The organism is Tahibacter aquaticus, assembly GCF_004363655.1.
Taxonomy (GTDB): domain Bacteria; phylum Pseudomonadota; class Gammaproteobacteria; order Xanthomonadales; family Rhodanobacteraceae; genus Tahibacter; species Tahibacter aquaticus.
In genome coordinates this window covers 54,569-76,019 of record NZ_SNZH01000001.1, presented here as the reverse complement: position 1 = coordinate 76,019, position 21,451 = coordinate 54,569, and the positions used below count along the sequence as shown (strand labels likewise).

The 21,451-nt window shown below is 66.3% G+C and carries 11 protein-coding genes; 6 read left to right on the top strand and 5 right to left on the bottom strand.

What is annotated here, in order from left to right; genetic code table 11:
• Window positions 1-136 precede the first annotated feature (136 nt).
• Window positions 137-8,479: a beta strand repeat-containing protein gene (locus DFR29_RS00255; protein ID WP_133816549.1), complete on the top strand. Its 8,343-nt coding sequence runs from the start codon at window positions 137-139 to the stop codon at window positions 8,477-8,479.
• A gap of 432 nt (window positions 8,480-8,911) precedes the next feature.
• On the opposite strand, the gene DFR29_RS00250 is transcribed toward DFR29_RS00255, so the two are convergent.
• The 4 genes from DFR29_RS00250 to DFR29_RS00235 are packed head-to-tail and all read right to left on the bottom strand — an operon-like array spanning window position 8,912 to window position 12,920.
• Complete coding sequence (locus tag DFR29_RS00250; RefSeq protein WP_243745915.1) at window positions 8,912-9,562, bottom strand: 2-dehydro-3-deoxy-6-phosphogalactonate aldolase; 651 nt, start codon at window positions 9,560-9,562, stop codon at window positions 8,912-8,914.
• Entirely contained in the window at window positions 9,544-10,422 is an 879-nt protein-coding gene (locus DFR29_RS00245) for a 2-dehydro-3-deoxygalactonokinase (protein ID WP_166653781.1), read from the bottom strand. Before DFR29_RS00245 ends, DFR29_RS00250 begins: the two co-directional genes overlap by 19 nt.
• Before the next feature lies 1 nt (window position 10,423).
• Window positions 10,424-11,182 (bottom strand): SDR family NAD(P)-dependent oxidoreductase, encoded by a 759-nt coding sequence (locus DFR29_RS00240; protein ID WP_133816547.1) that lies wholly within the window; start codon window positions 11,180-11,182, stop codon window positions 10,424-10,426.
• A 1-nt stretch (window position 11,183) separates the two neighbouring features.
• Window positions 11,184-12,920 carry an SMP-30/gluconolactonase/LRE family protein gene (locus DFR29_RS00235; RefSeq protein ID WP_133816546.1) on the bottom strand — a complete coding sequence of 579 codons (1,737 nt, stop codon included), beginning with the start codon at window positions 12,918-12,920 and terminating at the stop codon, window positions 11,184-11,186.
• An 84-nt stretch (window positions 12,921-13,004) separates the two neighbouring features.
• Here DFR29_RS00235 and DFR29_RS00230 point away from each other — a divergent pair, with 84 nt between their 5' ends.
• From DFR29_RS00230 to DFR29_RS00215, 4 genes are all read left to right on the top strand, one after another.
• A complete protein-coding gene (locus tag DFR29_RS00230) occupies window positions 13,005-14,147 on the top strand; it encodes a mandelate racemase/muconate lactonizing enzyme family protein (protein WP_166653780.1) in 1,143 nt (380 codons plus the stop codon).
• A gap of 100 nt (window positions 14,148-14,247) precedes the next feature.
• Window positions 14,248-16,677, top strand: coding sequence for a TonB-dependent receptor (locus DFR29_RS00225; protein ID WP_166653779.1), 2,430 nt, complete (start codon window positions 14,248-14,250; stop codon window positions 16,675-16,677).
• A 76-nt stretch (window positions 16,678-16,753) separates the two neighbouring features.
• Window positions 16,754-18,493 (top strand): sodium:solute symporter family transporter, encoded by a 1,740-nt coding sequence (locus DFR29_RS00220; RefSeq protein ID WP_133816543.1) that lies wholly within the window; start codon window positions 16,754-16,756, stop codon window positions 18,491-18,493.
• 116 nt (window positions 18,494-18,609) lie between these two features.
• Window positions 18,610-20,028 (top strand): hypothetical protein, encoded by a 1,419-nt coding sequence (locus DFR29_RS00215; protein WP_133816542.1) that lies wholly within the window; start codon window positions 18,610-18,612, stop codon window positions 20,026-20,028.
• Here DFR29_RS00215 and DFR29_RS29585 read toward each other — a convergent pair.
• Window positions 20,002-20,208 (bottom strand): hypothetical protein, encoded by a 207-nt coding sequence (locus tag DFR29_RS29585; protein ID WP_208113479.1) that lies wholly within the window; start codon window positions 20,206-20,208, stop codon window positions 20,002-20,004. The two genes, DFR29_RS00215 and DFR29_RS29585, sit on opposite strands and share 27 nt — an antisense overlap.
• A 35-nt stretch (window positions 20,209-20,243) precedes the next feature.
• Between DFR29_RS29585 and DFR29_RS00210 the strand changes: the two genes are divergently transcribed.
• The coding region (locus tag DFR29_RS00210; RefSeq protein WP_208113478.1) for a glycoside hydrolase at window positions 20,244-21,451 on the top strand (1,208 nt) is incomplete at its 3' end.

Here is a 21,451-nt window from a genome sequence, read left to right as displayed (position 1 = left end):
TCCAGCCCGGTGCTTCGCCAGACACCCTGGTTTTTCCCTATTGCGATTCACTTTCCCGATTGTCGATACTCCGGCGCATCTATACGGGCGCGTGTTGTAAGTGCCTGTTCCGGGGTTGGTCGCAGGGGAACAGTTGATGAAAACGGCAGCGCGCCGCTGGCTTGCGTATGGATTTGTCGTGGCCGGCATTGCCGTCACCCTGCCGGCCTGGTCGGCACAGCTCAACAATGCGACGGCGACGGGAACTATCGGTGTCAACGGTGCCTCGACGAAGCCGTATCCATCGCTGCTGACGACCACGTATACCGTCACCGGCGCCAGCTACCAGATCGTTGCCAACAACGGCCCGCTGACCACGCTGGGCGGTGCGACGGCGGCCATGTTCACACCGAACGTGCCGACCGCGACCACGGGTATCCAGCTACAGGCCGACGGTGCAGGCTGTTCCTTCGCCAGCAATGCCGCAACGAGCACGACCTGCACGCGCGGCACCTTGCAGATCGCTTTCAGCCGGCCAGTGACCAACCCCATCGTGCATTTCGTCGGCCTGGGCAGCGTGCGCAGCATCACCGGCGATACGGTCACCATCACCGCCGGGCGTGCCGTCCATACCATCGCCAGCTCGGTGCCTGCCGGCGCGACCATGACTTTGCTGCCTGGCGCGGTGAACCTGCAGACCCTGGCCGGCGGCACCTCGCTCGACCTCATCAACACCAACTACAACGGCACCAATTGCAGCGCCATCGCCGCGCCGGCAACCCAGCTGGCCGGCTGTGGCAGCGTGCGCATCAACGGCACGGTGTCTTCGCTCACGTTCAATGTGTCGATGTCCGGCACGCGCAACGTGTTCAATGCGACCATCGGCAACGACGTCGGCGCCGAAGGCTACATGGTCACGACCACGGTCGACGAGGACTTCGGCGATGCGCCGGCCAGCTACGACGCGGTGGAAGCGGCCAGCCATATCGTCGACGGCATCCGCCTGGGCGCTTCTGTCGACGCCGAAAACACGAACACGTTCAACCTGCAGGCGACGCCGACAACGCCGAGCCCGAACGCCGTCGCTACGGGCGCCGACAACAATGGCGCAGCCGGCGACGGTGCCGACGAGGACGGCCTGGCCACGCCGCTGGCGACGCTGCACACCGGCCTGATCGGCCAGACCTACACCCTGACGCCGTCGCTCAGCGGCGTGACCGCCGCCGGCTCGGTGTGCGGCTGGATCGATTTCAACCGCAACGGCGTGTTCGAGGCGGCGGAAAGCACCTGTACTGCTGTCGGCAGCGGCGCCACCTCGGCGGGATTGAACTGGACCGTCCCCATCACGACCACGGCCGGCCGCAGCTACGTGCGCCTGCGTGCCAGCCACGACTCCGTGAATGTGCAGAACCCGACCGGCCGCCTCGACAGCGGCGAGGTCGAGGACTACATGATCGAGATCAAGCCGGCCGTGCGGGTAATCAAGCAACTGAGCCCGACATCGGACACGGGGCGCTTCGACCTCGGCATCGGCGGCACAGCGTTCGCGCTCGCCGCAGGCCACAACGGCACGACCGGCTTCCGCACGCTGTATCACAACAGTGCCTCGGGCGCGCCCGACCTGACCGTGGCGCAGAACATCACCACGACAGCGATCACCACCACGGTTACCGAAGTACCGACGCCCGCGACCACCGGCGTGTATACGAATACCTATTCTTGCGTGAACGGCTCGGGCGCGACGATCGCTATCGGCACCGGCACCAGCGTCAATATCACCTTGCCGGTATCGGTCACCGGCGCCGCGGCCAACGGCCGTGCCCAGGCGGTGACCTGTACTTTCACCAATACCGCCGTGCCGACCGGCACCATCGTCATCGTCGAAAACGCGGTTCCCAACGACGCGCAGGATTTCGCCTTCACTACCACCGGCACGGGCCTGAGCAGTTTCAGCCTCGACGACGATGCCGATCCCACCTTGCCGAACACGCGTACCTTCAGCGGCCTGAGTGCCGGCGCGTATACGGTGACGCAGACTGCGCCGCCGGTGAACTGGCCGTTGACCGCGCTGTCCTGTGTCGATCCTGACGGCGGCACGACAGTGACGCCGGTCGCGCGCCTGTCCTCGATCGATCTCGACCCGGGCGAGACGGTCACCTGCACCTATACCAACAGCCTGCTCGCGATGACGGTCGCCAAGAACACCACGGCGACCTCGATCAGCGCACCGGGCAGCATTCCCTACACCATCGTCGTGACCAATACCGGCGCTGCGCCACTGACCGGCGTTGCGGTGAATGACACGCTGCCCGGCGGCGGCGCAGGCACCGTCACCCTGGTTTCCGGCGACGGCAACGGCAACAACGTGCTCGACCCGGGCGAGGCCTGGACCTATAGCACCAGCTACAACGCGACCCAGGCGAATATCGACGCGGGCACTGCGCTGGTGAACAACGTGTCGGTGACGACGGCGCAGATCGCCACGCCGGTGACGAGTTCGGCCACGACGACGATCGTGCGCACGCCGGCCATGACGGTGAACAAGACCACGCCGACCACGTCGATCAATGCGCCCGGCACGATCAACTACTCCATCGTGGTGGCGAATACCGGCAATGTCTCGCTGACCGGCGTGACCCCGGTCGACACCCTGCCCGGCGGTGGCGCCGGCACGGTCACGCTGGTTTCCGGCGATACCAACACGAACAACGTGCTCGACGTGGGCGAGACCTGGACCTACAGCGCGAGCTATGCAGCGACCCAGGCGAATATCGACGCCGGCACCACGCTGGTGAACAACGTCAGTGTGACGACGGCGCAGATCACCACGCCGGTCACCAGTTCGGCCAGCACGACGATTACGCGCACGCCGGCCATGACGGTGAACAAGACCACGCCGACTACCAGCATCAGCGCGCCCGGCGTCATCAACTACAGCATCGTCGTGCGCAATACCGGCAATGTGACCCTGACCGGCGTGACGCCCGTCGACACCTTGCCCAATGGTACAAATGGAACACTGACCCTGGTGTCCGGCGATATCGACGGCGACAACCAGCTCGACGTTGGCGAAACCTGGACCTACAGCGCCAGCTACACCGCGACCCAGGCGAACATCAACGCCGGCACCGCGCTGGTGAACAACGTCAGCGTCACCACCACGCAGATCGCCTCGCCGGCGACCAGCTCGGCCACGACGACCATCACGCAGAGCGCGGCCATGACCGTGGCCAAGTCGACCACGACGACGACCATCAGCGCGCCCGGCACGATCACCTACAGCATCGTCGTGACCAATACCGGCAATGTCGCGCTGACCGGTGTGACCCCGGTCGACACCTTGCCCGGCGGTGCGAACGGCACGGTCACTCTGGTATCCGGCGATACCAATGCCAACAACGTGCTCGACATCGGCGAAGCCTGGACCTACAGCGCGAGCTATGCCGCGACCCAGGCGAACATCAACGCCGGCACGGCCCTGGTGAACAACGTCAGCGTGACCACGGCGCAGATCGCCACGCCGGTGACGAGTTCGGCCACGACCACGATCGTGCGCACGCCGGCCATGACGGTGAACAAGACCACGCCGACCACGTCGATCAACGCCCCCGGCACGATCAATTACTCCATCGTGGTGGCGAATACCGGCAACGTGTCGCTGACCGGCGTGACGCCGGTCGACACCTTGCCCGGCGGTGCCAACGGCACGGTCACGCTGGTTTCCGGCGATACCAACGCCAACAACGTGCTCGATGTCGGCGAAAGCTGGACTTACAGCGCGAGCTATGCCGCGACCCAGGCGAATATCAACGCCGGTACGGCGCTGGTGAACAACGTCAGCGTGACCACGGCGCAGATCGCCACGCCCGTGACCAGCTCGGCCACGACGACGATCGTGCGCACGCCGGCCATGACGGTGAACAAGACCACGCCGACCAACAACATCAGCGCGCCCGGCACGATCGGTTACAGCATCGTGGTGCGCAATACCGGCAATGTGACCCTGACCGGCGTGACGCCGGTCGACACCTTGCCCAACGGCACGAACGGCACGGTCACCCTGGTGTCCGGCGACACGAACGCCAACAACGCGCTCGACGTCGGCGAAACCTGGACCTACAGCGCGAGCTACAGCGCGACCCAGGCCGACATCAAGCTCGGCACGGCGCTGGTCAACACCGTCTCGGTCACCTCGGCGCAGACGCCGGCACCGGTCAGCAGCAGCGCCACGACGACCATCTCGCAAGGTCCGGCGATGTCGGTGCAGAAGACCACGCCGACCACGACCATCAGCGCGCCGGGCACCATCGGCTACAGCATCGTCGTGCGCAATACCGGCAATATCGCATTGAACGCGGTGACGCCGCTCGACACCTTGCCCAGCGGCAGCAACGGCACGGTCACGCTGGTATCCGGCGACACAGATGGCGACGGCGCACTGGATATCAGCGAAACCTGGACCTATTCGGCCAGCTATACAGCAACCCAGGCCGACATCGACGCGGGCGCCAACCTGGTCAACAGCGTGTCGGTCACCTCGACACAGACGCCGACACCGGTCACGTCGAGCGCGATGACCACGGTCACGCGTACGCCGGCCATGACGGTGAACAAGACCACGCCGACGACATCGATCAATGCGCCGGGCACGATCAGCTACAGCATCGTCGTGGCCAATACCGGCAACGTCACGCTGAGCGGCATCGTGCCGATCGACACCTTGCCCAGCGGCGCCAACGGCGTGCTGACCCTGGTCTCCGGCGATGCCGACGGCGACGGCCAGCTCGATGTCGGCGAGTCCTGGACCTACAGCGCCAGCTACGCAGCGACCCAGGCGAATATCAATGCCGGCACCAGCCTGGTGAACAACGTCAGCGTGACCACGACGCAGATCGCCACGCCGGTGACCAGTTCGGCCACCACGACCATCGTGCGCACGCCGGCGATGACGGTGAGCAAGACCACCCCGACCGCCAGTGTCAGTGCGCCGGGTATGATCAGCTATTCCATCGTCGTGGCGAATACCGGCAATGTCTCGCTGAGCGGCGTCGCGCCGCTGGATACCTTGCCCAACGGCACGGCAGGCACAGTCACGCTGGTGTCCGGCGATACCAATGCGAACAACGTGCTCGACGTCGGCGAAACCTGGACCTATAGCGCGAGCTACGCGGTCACCCAGGCGAATATCGATGCAGGCACGGCGCTGGTGAACAACGTCAGCGTCACGACGACGCAGATTCCCACGCCGGTCAGCAGCTCCGCCACGACAACGGTCACGCGCGCACCGGCCATGACGGTGGCGAAGACCACGCCGACGACGACCATCGGCGCACCGGTCACGATCAACTACAGCATCGTCGTGACCAATACCGGCAACGTGTCGCTCACGGCCGTGACACCCGTAGACACTTTGCCCAATGGAACAAATGGAACAGTGACGCTTGTTTCCGGAGACGGCAACGCGAACAGCGTGCTCGACGTGGGCGAAGCCTGGACCTACAGCGCGAGCTATGCCGCGACCCAGGCCGATATCAAGCTTGGTACGGCGCTCGTCAACAACGTCTCGGTCACCTCGGCGCAGACGCCGGTGCCGGTGACCAGCAGCGCGACGACCAGCATCACCCTCGGCCCGGCCCTGTCGGTCAGCAAGACCACGCCGATCACCACCATCGCTGCGCCCGGCACGATCGGCTACAGCATCGTGCTGACCAATACCGGCAATGTGGCGCTGTCCGCGCTCGCCCTGGTCGACACCATGCCCGATGGTTCCACCGGTACGGTCACCTTCGTGTCCGGCGACAGCGACGGCGACAACCAGCTCGATGTCGGCGAAACCTGGACCTACAGCGCGAGCTATGCCGTGACCCAGGCCGACATCAAGCTCGGCACGCCGCTGGTCAACCGCGTGTCGGTCACCTCCACGCAAACACTGACTCCGGTCACCGCCAGCGCGACCACGACGATCAGCCAGGGCGCGTCCATGAGCGTGCTGAAATCGACGCCGACGACGAGCATCGGCGCGCCAGGCACGATCAACTACAGCATCGTCGTGACGAATACCGGCAATATCGCGCTGAGCGCGGTCACGCCTGTCGACACCTTGCCGAACGGTTCCACCGGCACGGTCACTTTCGTCTCCGGCGACAGCGATGGCGACAACCAGCTCGATATTGGCGAAACCTGGACCTACAGCGCGAGCTACACGGCGACCCAGGCGAATATCGATGCGGGCACGACCCTGGTGAATACCGTGTCGGTCACCTCGACGCAGACACTGTCGCCGGTCACCTCCAGCGCCAGCACCAGCATCGTGCGTACGCCGGCCATGACGGTCAGCAAGACCACACCGACCAGCAGCATCGGCGCCCCGGGCGTCATCGCCTACAGCATCGTCGTGAGCAACACCGGCAACGTGTCGCTGACCGGCGTGACGCCCGTCGATACCTTGCCCAACGGCACGGCGGCGAGCTTGACCCTGGTCTCCGGCGACACGAACAGCAACGGCATCCTCGATGTGGCCGAAGTCTGGACGTACACCGCCAGCTATACGGTCAACCAGGTTGCCATCGACGCGGGCAGCAGCCTGGTCAACACCGTATCGGTCACCTCCACGCAGACGCCCGCGCCAGTCACGGCCAGCGCCACCACGACGGTGACGCGTGCACCGGCCATGACGGTGACCAAGACCACGCCGACGACGGCGATCGGTGCGCCGGGTACGATCGGCTACAGCATCGTCGTGACCAATACCGGCAACGTTTCGCTCAGCGCGATTGCGCCGGTCGATACCTTGCCCAACGGCAGCGTTGCCACGCTGTCCCTGGTTTCCGGCGACGTGAACAGCAACAGCGTGCTCGATGTGGGCGAAGCCTGGACGTATGCGACCAGCTATGCCGCGAGCCAGGCCGACATCAACGCCGGCCAGCCGCTGGTGAACACCGTGTCGGTCACTTCGGCACAGACGCCGGCACCGGTCACGGCCAGCGCGACGACGACGGTCACGGCCGGTCCGGCCCTGTCGGTCGCGAAGACCACGCCGACGACCTCGATCAGCGCCCCGGGCACGATCAGCTACAGCATCGTCGTGGCCAATACCGGCAATGTGTCGCTGACCAACGTCGTACCTGTCGACACCATGCCCGACGGCAGCATCGGCACGGTCACGCTGGTTTCCGGCGACAGCAACGCGAACAACGCGCTCGACGTCGGCGAAACCTGGACCTACAGCGCGAGCTATGCGGCGACACAGGCGGATATCAACGCCGGCACGCCGCTGGTGAATACGGTGTCGGTCACCTCGACGCAGACGCCGGCACCGGTCACGTCCAGTGCCACGACGACGATTGCCCAGGGCGCGGCGATGACGGTCAACAAGACCACGCCGACCAGCGCGATCGGCGTGCCGACCAGCATCGTCTACAGCATCGTCGTGACCAACACGGGCAATGTCGCGCTGACCAACATCGTGCCGCTCGACACCATGCCCGACGGCAGTGCCGGCGCGCTCGCTTTCGTATCGGGTGATACGAATGCGAACAGCGCGCTCGACGTCGGCGAAACCTGGACCTACAGCGCGAGCTATGCGGCGACACAGGCGGATATCAACGCCGGCACGCCGCTGGTGAATACGGTGTCGGTCACCTCGACCCAGACGCCGACGCCGGTCACGGCCAGTGCGACCACGACCATCACCTCGGGTCCGGCCATGACGGTGAGCAAGACCACGCTGACCACGTCCATCGCCGCGCCCGGCACGATTGCCTACCGCATCGTGGTGACGAATACCGGCAACGTCGCGCTGACGGCGATCGCGCCCGTCGACACCTTGCCCGACGGCAGCAACGGCAGCCTGGTGCTGGATTCCGGCGATGGCAACGGCAACAGCGTGCTCGATGTGGGCGAAGCCTGGATCTACAGCGCGAGCTATGCGGCGAGCCAGGCAGCCATCGATGCGGGCCTGAATCTGGTCAACACGGTCAGCGTCACCGCGGCGCAGATCCCGGCACCGGTCACCAGCTCGGCCACGACGGCCATTGCCCAGGCGCCGGCGCTCAGCGTGGTCAAGACCACGCCGGTGCTGAGCATCACGGCGCCGACGACGATTCCCTACACCATCGTCGTCGCCAATACCGGCAACGTGACCCTGACCGGGCTGAACCTGGCCGACCTGATGCCCGACGGCAGCGCCGGCGTGCTGACCTACGTGTCTGGCGATGCTGATGGCGACAGCCAGCTCGATCTGGGCGAGTCCTGGGTCTATACGACCAGCTTCGCCGTCGGCCCTGCCGATATCGTCGCGGGAGGCCAGCTGGTCAACACCGTGACCGTCACTTCCACGCAGACGGCGTCGGCAGTGTCGGCGACGGCATCCACGGTAATCACCGGCGGCCCGCCAGTGCCTGTGCGACCGGTGCCGGCGCTGGGGCGTTTCGCGCTGCTGGCTCTGCTGGCGGGTCTGTGCGGCATCGCGTTCACGATGCGGCGCCGGCGTTATCGCTGATCGCGGCCGATTTCCTGCTCCAGGCCGGCGGTCGTACCGCCGGCCTGTTCGGCCAGGATTGCCGCGTCCACCGTCGCATCTAAGTGCAGAAAGATATTTGTGATTCTAGAGAAGGGGTGGGGCGGGCGACAGTCCGTGCCGATCGGGCGAGGCCGCCGTGGCGGGTTGCGGCGTCGATACCGCGCAACCCGCCGGTGACGATGGCGCTCTTGCTGTTGCTGCTCATGGCCTTGCTCCCCCAGTGGACGCCGGATGGCGTCGCCGTGGCAGCGGTGTTCGTGTTCGGTACTGTCCGATACACCGGCTGGTAACGGCAGGGCCGCTCGTCGAATCGGAACAATGCTCGGGTCTTGGCCGTGCAATCCGGGCAGCAAGCGCAATCGGAGCGGCGGTGTCCGTCGCGGCCTGGGCCGCAGGCGGTTTGTCGGGCTGCTACGCCGAAGCCGCGGCCCAGGCGCGCACCAGCTCTTGCGCCGTGCGCCGTATGCCCGCGCCGTCCATGCCCGGCCTGAACAGCGTAGCGCCGATGCCGACACCGTCGGCGCCGGCGGTGCGCCAGTCGGCCAGGTTGGTGCTGCATACGCCGCCAACCGCGAACACTCGCGTTGCCGCGGGCAATACCGCGCGCAGGGCACGCAGGCCAGCTGGCCCGAGCACGTCGGCCGGAAACAGTTTCAGCCCGTGCGCGCCGGCGGCCAATGCCTGGAATGCCTCGCTGGGCGTGAACACGCCGGGCAGGCAGACCAGCCCGGCGGCGCAGCTCGCCGCAATCACGCCGCGATCAGTATTTGGCGACACGATCAGCTGCCCGCCCGCAGCGGCCACGGCGGCGACCTCGCCCGCGTCGAGCACGGTGCCCGCGCCGATCAGCGCGTGTTCGCCGTAGCGCTCGCTCAGCAGGCGGATGCTGTGCAGCGCGTCGGGCGAATTCAGCGGCACCTCGATCGTGCCTATGCCGGCGTCCAGCAGCGCCGCAGCGACCTCGACGGCGCGGTCGGGCGTCAGGCCGCGCAGGATCGCGACGATGGGCGAGCGCGCCAGCATCGACAGGCGGGCCTGCACGGTCAGCGCCTGCCCTGCCATATGCTGCTCAGGCCTTGTGCCACGCAGGCGGCGGCGTCGAGCCGCGTCGCGCGATGGCCGCTCAGCGCGAGTGCATGCGCATAGCGCGCCGACAATGCCGCGGCGCCGACGATGCGGCGCGGCCGGCCCGCCGCCATATCGTCGCAGGCCGCCAGTTCGGCGCCGATCAGCAGGCCCGACAGATAGTCGTGGATTTCGTCCGGGCGCAGGCACGCCGTGGCATAGCCGGCGCGCACGGAAAACAGCGCGGACAGCAGCGGCGTTGCGTGTCCCGCGGCGAGGCCGCGCTCGAATGCGGCCCAGTCGGTCTGCGCCGGTGCAGGGCCGACCAGCGGCAGCCAGCGCGACCAGAGCGCGTCGAACAGTTCGCCGGTGATGCTGCTGCGGAACGAGCGAATTTGCCCATTTTCAATATGTATCCATTTGGAATGCGTGCCCGGGCAGATCAGCATGATGTCGTCGACCGCCGCGGCGGCGCCGAGTGCCTGGGTTTCCTCGCCGCGCATCACCTCGATGCCGGTGCCGGCGTCGTAGCGCACGCCGGGCACCAGCCAGATGTCGGCCGCCACCGGCAGCAGGCCTGCAGCCAGCGCGGAGGCGTCGGCGGGGCAGGGGCAGTAGGCCACTTCCTGCCAGCCGTTGCGCGCGCCGGCCATGCCGCAGACGAGTACGGGCAGTCCCGGCCTGCGCCAGTCGGCGATGAGGCGGTCCAGCACGGCAGCGTGGCCGCCCGCGGCGAGCGACAGGGCCGGGCAGGCGATCTCGCGCTGCCCGCCGGCACGGCCCCGCGCGTCGATGGCGAAAGCGCGCAGGTTGCTGCCGCCCCAGTCGACGCCGATCAATACGGTGGACGTATCCATGTCAGACCACGCCGCCGTCGACGACGAAGGTCTGCGCCGTGCACATGGCGCTCTCCTCGGCGCACAGCCACAGAGCGAGTTCGGCCACATGCGGCGGAAACAGGTGGCTCTTGAGGCACTGGCGGTCCAGATAGCGCGTGAACTTGGCCGGGTCGGCGCGCCCCTTCTCCAGCTGCCGCTCGGTCAGCACCCAGCCCGGCGCGATGGCGTTGACGCGGATATTGTCGCCGCCGAGTTCGCGCGCGAGGCTCTTGGTCAGGCCGGCGACGGCCGACTTCAGCGTGGCATACACCGGCACGCCGGCCGCGCCCATCATCCAGGCGATCGAGCCCAGGTTGACGATGGCGCCGCTGCGCACCGCGCGCATGCGCGGCGCGACGGCCTGGGCGAGGAAGAACTGGTGGCGCAGGTTGACCGCCACGCGGTCGTCCCAGTCGGCCAGCGTGACGTCTTCCAGCGGCTGGGCCTGGTCGTTGCCGGCATTGTTGATCAGCGCATGCGGCGCGCGTCCCTGCAGCAGTGCCTCGACGGCCTGCAGGGTGCGCGGAATGTCGCGCAGGTCGCAGACCGCATGGCGCGGCGCGGCAGCGCCGCCGTCGACGATCGCGCGCACCGTCTGCGCGGCGCCGGCCGCATCCACGTCGATGAAGACGACCTCGGCGCTCTGCCGGGCAAACGCCGCGACGATGGCCGCGCCGATGCCGCCGCCGCCGCCGGTGACCAGGATCAGCCGGTCCTGCAAAGAAGGATAGATCGCCATGTCAGCCGCCGTACTGTCCGACCGGCGCGCCGGCAATATCCAGCTGCACTGCCAGGATGCTGCCCGACAGCGGTGCCGCGGCCAGCTGTGTGGCGGAAAGTCGGATGCGCGCGGAAGTGATGAACAAGGTGCGCAGCCCCTCGCCGCCGAAGGCGCAGCTGGTCGGCCGCGGCACCGGTAGCGCGATGGTCTGCTGCAGCACGCCGGCCGGCGTATAGCGGCGGATCGCCCAGCCGTCCCACATGGCGCACCAGAGATGGCCTTCCGCATCCACGGCCAGGCCGTCGGGCATGCCTTCGCTTTCGCCAAAGCTGACCAGCACCGATTTGTTCGCCAGGGTGCCTGCGGCGAGGTCGTAGTCGTAGGCGTAGATGACGCGCCGGCCCGAGTCGGCCAGGTAGAAGCGGCGCGAGTCCGGGCTCCAGCCCAGTCCGTTGCAGATATGCAGGCCGCTTTCCATCTCCTGCAGCGAGCCGTCGGTGTCCAGCCGGTACAGCGAGCCGCGGTCCGGGCTGGCGTCCAGCGCCAGCGTGCCGGCCCAGAGCCGGCCGGCGGCGTCGCATTTGCCGTCGTTGAAACGGCGCCCCGACATGCCGGGCGGACTGGCCAGGGCGGCCATCTCGCCGCTGTGCAGGTCCAGGCTGCGGAAGCCGCTCTGGGTTGCCGCGACATAGCCGCCGCGCCGGCGCGGCACGACCATGCCGACCAGTTCCGGCAGCGGCGTAGTGCGCGTGTCGCCATTGGTCAGATTGGACATGTGTACAGAAGGCGTGAGGATGTCCACCCACAGCAGCGATTGTGTCGCGCTGATCCAGTGCGGCGCCTCGCCGAGAAAAGCGCTGGAGGGAACCACGCATTTGACGTGTGCGTCGGCGGCATGGCTGGGGCTGACCGCGGTCGAGATGGACATGAAGGTTTCACCCACATTGCCGGAAATGCGGCGTGCCGCTTCGATGACGTCGCGCCCCAGTGCATGCAGCCTGTCCAGCGGCAGGCGAAACGAGGGGCCGCTGATGCTGATGGCGCCAATGGCTTCGCCGCGATGGTTCAGTACCGGCGCGGCGACGCCGCTGACGCCGAGCGCCTGTTCCTCGATGGAGACGGCGTAGCCGCGCGCCTTGACCAGGTCCAGTTCGCGCTGCAGCTCCAGCGGATTGAGGATGGAGTTCGGCGTATGCGCGCGCAGGGCGCCGCCGGCCAGGAAACGCTGCAGTTCTTCCGGCGGCAGGTACGCCAGCAGCGCCTTGCCGACGGCGCTGGCGCTGGTCGACAGCCGACTGCCGACACCGTAGGCCATTCGGACAGGTTGCAGCTCTTCGCGCTGGTCGATGATCAGTGCTTCGCTGCCGTCGAGGATGCCTAGCCGTGCCGTTTCGTGGGTCAGGTCGCGCAGCCGCATCAGTTCCGGTTCGGCCGCGCTGCGCAGGTCGAACTCGCTCCACACCTTGTGCGCCATTTCGAACAGGCGATGGCCCAAGTGATAGGTCTGCGAGGTTTCGTTGAGGCGGATCAGGCGGAAGTCGGTCAGCGCCTGCAGCATGCGGTGCAGCGTGCTTTTCGGCATGCCGGAATATTTCACCAGGTCGCCGAAGCGCAGCGCATGCGGCGCATCCGCAATGAGGGTGAGCAGGCTCAGCCCCTTCGACAGCGCCTGCGCGCCGGGTACCGCGAAACGCTTGTCGTCGTCGCCGCTTTCGGGAAGGTCGGCGCCGTCGCCGACGGGTCTGGCATGACTCATTTGATCTGCCTTTGCATGAAGTGGCGTGTTCTATCCTACAGTATAGAACACTGTTCCGTAAACTGAGAGTGACGAATGAAGATCGTGAAAGTAACCCATTGGATGGTCCGCATGCCGCTGACCGAGTCGATTGCCTGGGCCTCGGGGGCGCGCAGCGGCGCCACGCGCCTGCTGGTCAAGATCGAGACGGACACGGGAGTCGTCGGCTGGGGCGAGACCATCTGCCTGATCGAGACGGTCCGCGCAGTATTCGAAAACGTGGTGGCCCGGCTGGCCGTGGGCTATTGCGTCAGCCAGGTCGAGCGTTTCGGCCGGCACGTGCTCGGCGCCGGCTACTACCACCACAAGCGCGCGGCGGTGATGGCCATTGCGGCGATGGAAATGGCCATGTGGGACGCGCTGGGCAAGGCGGCCGGGCAGCCTTTGCATGTGCTCTGGGGTGGTCTCTGGCGCGAGCGCGTGCCGGCTGCTGCCTACCTGTTCCTGAGTGATCCCGCGGCCTGCGCCGACAAGGCAGCCTGGTTCCTCGACCAGGGCTACGGCACGTTCAAGGTCAAGATCGGCTTCGGCGAGCGGGCCGACTACGCCCTGCTCGAAGCGGTGCGCGCGCGCATCGGCTCGGCGCCCCTGCGCGCCGACGTCAACGGCGCCTGGCGGCCGGGCACGGCCAAGCGGCTGCTGCGCCGGCTGGAGCCGCTGGACCTGGCCTATATCGAGCAGCCGCTGCCACTGGAAAACCTGTCCGGGCACGCCGACTTGCGTCGTTCCCAAAGCACGCCGGTGGCGCTGGACGAAAGCGCCTACACGCTGGAAGACGTCGCGGCGATCGTGCGCGCCGACGCGGCCGACGTGGTCCTGCTCGATCCGCACGAGGCGGGCGGGCTGTGGCAGACGCTCAAGGCTGCTGCCATCGCCGAGGCCTTCGACCTGTCGGTCACCCTGCACAGCGGCGGCGAGCTTGGTGTGTCGCAGGCGGCCTACGTCCATCTGGCGGCAGCCATCCCGAACATGGACATCGCCATCGACACCGAGCGCGCCTACCTGGCCGGCGATGTGGTGCGCGATCCGCCCCGCGTCGTTGATGGGTACTACGCAGTGCCGATGGCGCCAGGTCTTGGGGTGGATGTCGACGAGGAGGCGGTAGCCCGCTATCGCGTCGATGCCATTTCCGGGGCCTATCTCGATCCGGCCAGGCCCGGTTGGTTTCCGGTCAAGCCGGCATATTAAATCAATATATGGAACATCGTTCCATATTCGGAAAATCGGTGTTATAAGGCAGTTGGCCCAAGGCCACCAACGAAAAGATCAACCCAGGGGAGGACCAACGATGCAGACCAAGAATTTAGTAATGGCGATCGTCGCGGTGTTGTGTGCCCAGTCCGCACTGGCCCAGCCCGTAGCGACAAACCCGGCGGCCATACCTGTTCAGCCGGATGCCACGGCCAGCGACGACGGCGCCCAGGCCGCGCCGGCGAGCGCCGCCAGCAGCGCCTCTGCGGCGCCGCTGGACAAGGCCGCCGCCACGCCCCCCCAGGACGATCCCGCTGCGCTGGAAATGGTCACCGTCACCGCGCAGCGGCGCGAGGAGAACGTGCAGAAGATTCCGGTCGCCGTCGCGGTGATCAGCGGCGATGCGCTGGAGCGCGCCAATGCCGTCGACGTCAGCAACCTCGCCGCGCTGATTCCCAGCGTGACGTTTTCCGCCGGCAACGAACTGCGCAACAACTCGATCCGCCTGCGCGGCGTCGGCACCGACGTGTTTTCCACCGGTGTTGAAGCCAGCGTCTCGACCGTGGTCGACGGCGTGGTGCTGCAGCGTCCCGGCTCGGCCTTCAGCGATCTCGGCGACATCGAGCGCATCGAGGTATTGCGCGGACCGCAGGGCACGCTGTTCGGCAAGAATTCCTCGGCCGGCGTGATCAACGTCGTCACACGCGCACCGGATTTCGACTACCGCACGGGAGACCTGTCCTTCCTGGCGGCGCAGGACAACGAATACCGTGTCAACGGCGCCGTGTCCGGCCCGCTCGGCAACGGCTTCGCCTACCGCATGGCCGGTTTCTACCGCAGCCAGGACGGCAACGTGACCAACCGCGCCACCGGCGACAGCGTCAACGGCCAGGAGGCCTACGGCTTCCGCGGCAAGCTGGCCTGGAAAGCCGACGATTCGCCGCTGGACCTGCTGTTCAGCGGCGACTATTCCAAGCTCGATGCGCAGTGCTGCGCACTGCCGCTGATCATTGCCAGCGACAATCCGCGTGCCGTGATCACCGGCACGCCGGTCGGCCGCGACAACGACCAAGTCAACAACGACGTGGATCCGTTCGTGCGGCAGAAAAACTACGGCGCCTCGCTGACCGCCAACCTGGCCCTGGGCGAGTACACCCTGACCAGCATCAGCGCCTACCGCCGCTTCGACAACGAAAGCGATGTCGATCTGGACAACACGCAGGGCCAGTTCATCCGCTCGAATTTCAATATCGAATCGAGCACGACGAAAACGCAGGAGCTGCGCCTGTCCTCGCCGCGCGGCGGCGTGCTCGACTACGTGCTCGGCGCCTATTACTTCAACGGCAGCGCCTACAATTTCCTCGACCGGCGCGGACTGAACATCGGCGCCATCGAGACGATCAATCCCGACGGCAGCGTGGTGCCGCGCGTGCCGGGCGACGAGGCGGTGCTGACCGGCAATTCCGTCGTCGATACGCGCAATTTCTCGCTGTTCGGCCAGGCCAACTGGCATATCGGCGAACGCCTGACCCTGACCGGCGGCCTGCGCCATCTCAAGGAAGACCAGCGGCTGCGCTTCGTGCGGCCGATTGCCGGCTTCTTCAACGGATCCAACCAGCCGGCGACGAATCCGGCCTTCGGTCCGGTCACCGGCAACTACGACGACAGCGCGACCATCGGCAAGGCCAGCGCGACCTACCAGTTCACGCCGCAATTCATGGGCTATCTGAGCTACAGCACCGGCTACAAGAGCGAAGGCCTGGCCGCGACGCTGGGCCTCAGCGCCGCGCAGTTCGCCCAGCTGCCCGCGCCGGCCGAAACCTCGAAACTGATCGAGGCCGGCGTGAAGACGCAGCTGTTCGACAACCGCCTCTGGCTGAACTTCACCGGTTTCCGCACGCGCTTTGCCGACTACCAGGCGCAGACCTTCAATTCCGCCGCGGGCCTGGTGGTGCTGACGAGCGCCGGCGGCGTCGCCATCGACGGTGCAGAAGTGGAAATTACTGCACGGCCCTTGCGCAACCTGAGCATCAGCGGCGGCGTGACCTGGCTGGATGCGCGCTTCGAGGACGTGCCGAACGGACCCTGCTACACCGGCCAGACCGCGGCGCAGGGCTGCGCTCCGGCGGCAGCGGGCGGCCCGCCGGTGCAGAACCTCAACGGCAAGCCGTTCGTCAACGCGCCGGACCTGCGCTATACCGTGAGCGGCCGCTACGAGGTGCCGCTGTCCGGCGACATCGACGGCTACCTACAGGCCGACTATCGCTGGCAGGAAGCGGTGGTATTCGACATCAGCCAGAACCCGAAACTGACCCAGGATGCCTACGGCGTCGCCGATCTGTCGCTGGGCCTGATCTTCGGCGGCGGAAAGTACGATCTCGGCCTGTTCGTCAAGAACGTGTTCGACCAGCAGTATTCGGCCGGCATGATGGCGGTCGGCACGGCCGGCGGCGCGAATGCCTACGCGCAGCAGGTCGGGCGTGATTTCCGCCGCTACGCCGGCGTGACGTTCCGCGCCCACTTCTGATCGCTGCGCCGCGTCGCTGCACAACCTGGCGCGGGCCGCAACGGGCCCGCGCTCCTATCCTGCGTCGAGAACCCTCATGTCGCTGATCGACAGTCTCGTGCTTGCCTTCTACCTGATCGGAACCCTGGCGATCGGCCTGTACTACGTCGGCCGCAACCGCGGCTCGAAAGACATGTTCGCCGCCGGCGGCAAATCGCCCTGGTGGGTATCGGGCCTCAGCGGTTTCATGACCCTGAAGTCGGCGGGCACCTTCGTGGTCTGGGGTGGCCTGGCCTATCGCGAAGGCGTGGTCGCCATCGCCATCAATACCTGCATCGGCATTTCCGCCATCCTGGTCGGCCTGTTCGTCGCCGGGCGCTGGCGCCGCACCGGCGTGACCACGCCGGCCGAGTTCGTCGAACTGCGCTTCGGCCGGGGCGCTGTACAGTTTTATACCTGGGCCATGATGGGCGTGCGCATCCTGTCCACCGGCGTGGCCCTGTACGCCGTCTCGGTGATGCTGGTGGCGCTGGTACCGCTGCAGCCGGGCAACCTGCTGCGCGACGCGGCGACCGGGCAATTGTCGGTGAGCTTCGCGATCTTCTTGTTCGGTGCCATTGTCATCGCCTATACCGTGGCCGGCGGGCTCTGGGCCGTGCTGATGACCGACGTGCTGCAGTTCATCATCCTGCAGCTGGCCGTGCTGTTCGTCATCCCGCTGCTGCTGTTGCGCCTGAACAGCGGTATCGAACTCGTGCCGCTGCCCGCGACGTTCTTCTCGCCGCTGTCGGAGCAGTACACGCTGTGGTTCATGGCCGGCTGGGTCGGCGTACACTTTTTCCTGGTCGGCGCGGAATGGGCCTTCGCCCAGCGCTATATCTGCGTCCCGACCGACAGCGATGCGCGCAAGAGCGCCTATCTGTTCGGCGCGCTGTACCTGATCAGTCCCGCGCTGTGGCTGACGCCGCCGATCCTGTTCCGCATGATGCGCGCCGATGCCAATCCGGAGCAGGCATATATCCTGGCCAGCCAGGCCGTGCTGCCCGTCGGCATGCTCGGCCTGATGATGGCGGCGATGTTTTCCGCCACGGCCAGTGCCATCAGCGGGCAGATCAATGTCTTCGCCGGCGTGCTGACCGAGCAGTTCTATCGCCGCGTGTTCCGGCCCGCAGCGAGCGATCGCGCACTGGTCGCGGCCGGGCGCTGGTTCACGCTGCTGATCGGCATCGCGCTCGTCATTGTCGCGCTGCTGGTGCCGCAGCTGGGCGGCGCCGAGAAGATCATCCTGACCCTGACCGGCCTGCTGTTCGGTCCCCTCATGGCGCCGACGATCTGGGGCCTGCTCAGCGGCCGCATCGGCGCGCGCGCGGTACTCACGACGGCGCTAGTGAGTTTCGCCGCGGGCCTCTGGGTCAAGTTCGCCATGGCCGTGGGAGCGCCGTTCGGCGCGAGTGCGATCGCCGTGTGGATGCAGGGCAATCCACGTATTACCGACGTGCTGATCGGTGCCGTGCTGCCGGTCGTCGTGCTGGCCGTGGCGCATCTGCTCGCCCGCGGCGACCACCCGGCCTGGGGGGCGATCCGCGCACGCAGCGCGAACTATGTGCCGACGCCGCTGGCGCCGGGCGAAGACGTGGACGACGCGCCCGCGCGCATCGTCGCCATCTGCCTGAGCGCCTCGGGCGTGCTTACGCTGCTACTGGCCCTGCTGAACGAGCGCGACCAGGGGGCACTGGTGCTGTTCGGCGCCGCCATGCTCGGCATTGCCTTCGTCGCCTGGCGTGTATCTGCGCCTTCGCCGCCCGCCGCGGCGGCCGAACGCGGTCCATCGGCCTAGCCAGTCTGCTTCCGTCGCTGCGCGGCCACGGCATGCGCCGCACCGGTTCCGTTGCATTGAAATTTCTAACTCGCTTTTCAAAAGCCCGGTACACGGGCCTATCGAGGGAGGAAGCAATGAGCAAGAACGCGCTGTACAAGACGTTGTTGAGGATGGTTGTCGGCATGATTGCGGTACTGCCGCAGGCGCTGCTGGCGCAGGAATACCGGGTGCGTCTCGACGTGCCCAGGCAGCGCATCTGGGGCCTGGGCGTAGAGATCCAGAGCGATTCGATCGGCTCGGGCAACAACGGGCTGCCGGCGGTGACCACGTCCGTGCCGCACGATCTGGTGCCGAGCGAGCGCGCGCGGCTGGCGACGGAATTGATCGGCCGCGGCCATGGCTTTCGCTATGTCCGCCTGGCCGGCGGTCTCTATCTGCGTGGCCTGCGCAACGGCGACAAGAACCTGGACGGCCGCTGGCCCGAGCAGCTGCCCGAGCTGGCGCAGCTGATCAGCGCATCCGGCGTCGAAGGCGTCGACCTGGAGTACTGGTCGCCGACGCCATACTGGAAATCTACCAATAGCTACATCGGCGGAACGCTCAAGCAATTCGATGCGACCTTCCTCGGCCAGTTCGGCGACGCGGTCGTGGAAGACATCCGCTATCTCACGGCGAACGGCATTCCGGTGGTGCAGTTCGGCCTGCAGAACGAGCCGGGCATGACCTCGCCGGTTGCCTATTCGCACTGCGTATACGGCAACAGCAACTATGTCTCCGCCTACAACACCGTGGCGGCGAAGGTCAGGGCGGCCTATCCCGCCATCCATCTGCACGCCAACAGCTGGGACGGGCAGAACCGCGCCGCGCTGCGCAGCGGACTGAACCTCGATCTGGTCGACGCCTGGACCTGGCACCGCATCGGCGCCAACTCCAACGAGCAGATCGACGACGCGGCGATGTTCAACGCCAACACGCTGGGCAAGCCGGTGTATAACAACGAGTTCGAATACCTCGACAACAAAACCTCCGAAGCGCGCATGATGAACACCGCGCAATCGGTGATGAACTGGTTCGCTTTCGTTGACTCGCCCACCTGGTACTGGCTGCACGCGCTCAAGCCGACCTATAACGCCGAAGCGCAGGGATACGCGCTGGGCTACTGGCGGCCGCAGGACGACAACGATTTCAGCAAGTTTTCCCATATCCGGAAAGGCCATTTCGATTACGAACTGCGCAACTGGCGCGCACTGGTCGGTTTCCTGGAATGGATGCCCTGGGATTCGCAGCGCTACCAGGTGGACGAGACCACGGTGCGCAAAGACCAGCGCATCCTCGCCTTCCGCCAGGGCGGTCCGACCGGCAAGCTCGCGGTGGTGCTGACCAATCGCGGTGCGAGCAATTTCACCTTCCGCATCGACGCCGGCATGGCCGGCAGTTTCCAGGGCCATCGCTATCGGCTGGATACCTGGAACGGCACGCTGCCCAAAGTGGCAGGGCCGAACCTGAATCTGATCGTGCCGCCGAACTCAATCGAGTTCTGGGTGCAGCAGTAGCGTGCGCCGGCGCTGCCGTTCGGGCGAACGGCGGCGCCGGCCGCGTTTTTGCAGGCCGTTGCGGAATATCCAGTCCGGCAAGGGGCCGCTGTTGTTGCTGATGCGCTGGATCAGGGTATGGCTGCGGCCGGCGCACTGGCGACGATGAGCTAGCCTTGAAATTTCAAACGCGCTTTTCAACAGCCCGATCCACGGGCGTATCGAGGGAGGAAGCAATGTACAAGAACACGTTGTGCAAGACATTGTTGCTGATGGCAGTCGGCATGGCTGCGGTGCTGCCGCAGGCGCTGCTCGCGCAGGAATACCGGGTGCGTCTCGACGTGCCCAGGCAGCGCATCTGGGGCCTGGGCGTGGAGATCCAGAGCGATTCGATCGGCTCGGCCAGCAACGGCATGCCGATGGAGACCACGTCCGTGCCGCACGATCTGACGCCGGCCGAGCGCACGCGCCTCGCTAATGAACTGATCGGCCGCGGCCACGGTTTTCGCTATATCCGCCTCGCCGGCGGGCTTTACTACCGCGGGCTACGCAACAACAACAAGAACCTGGACGCGCGCTGGCCGGAACAGCTGAGCGAAATTGCCGCGCTGATCCACGAGTCCGGTGCCGAGGGCGTTAATTTCGAATACTGGTCTCCGCCGACAGCCTGGAAGAGCAATGGCGCCTATATCGGCGGCAAGCTCAAACAGTTCGATGCGGATTTCCTTGGGCAATTTGGCGATGCCGTAGTGGAAGACATACGCTATCTGCAGGCGAACAATGTACCTGTCGCGGCGTTTGGCCTGCAGAACGAACCGCCGGCCGATCCGGCCGGCTATTCCTCCTGCAACTACAACGACCAGGAATTTATCGCCACCTACAATATCGTCGCCGGCAAGGTTCGCGCGGCCTATCCGGATATTCACCTGCATGCCAACAGCTGGAGCGGACAAAGCAGCGGCGCCCTGCGCAACGGACTGAAGCTCGATCTGGTCGATGCCTGGACCTGGCACCGCATCGGCAAGGACTCCAACGAGCAGATCGACAATGCGGCGAAGTACAACGCCAACACGCTGGGCAAGCCGGTCTACAACACCGAGTTCGAATACCTCGACAGGAAAACGTCCGAAGCGCGCATGATGAACACGGCGCAGTCGGTGATGAACTGGTTCGCTTTCGTCGACTCGCCCACCTGGTACTGGCTGCACGCGCTCAAGCCGACCTACAACGCCGAAGCGCAGGGCTTCGCGCTGGGCTACTGGCGGCCGCACGACGACAATGATTTCAGCAAGTTTTCCCATATCCGGAAAGGCCATTTCGACTACGAACTGCGCAACTGGCGCGCACTGGTCGGTTTCCTGGAATGGATGCCCTGGGATTCGCAGCGCTACCAGGTGGACGAGACCACGGTGCGCAAAGACCAGCGCATCCTCGCCTTCCGTCA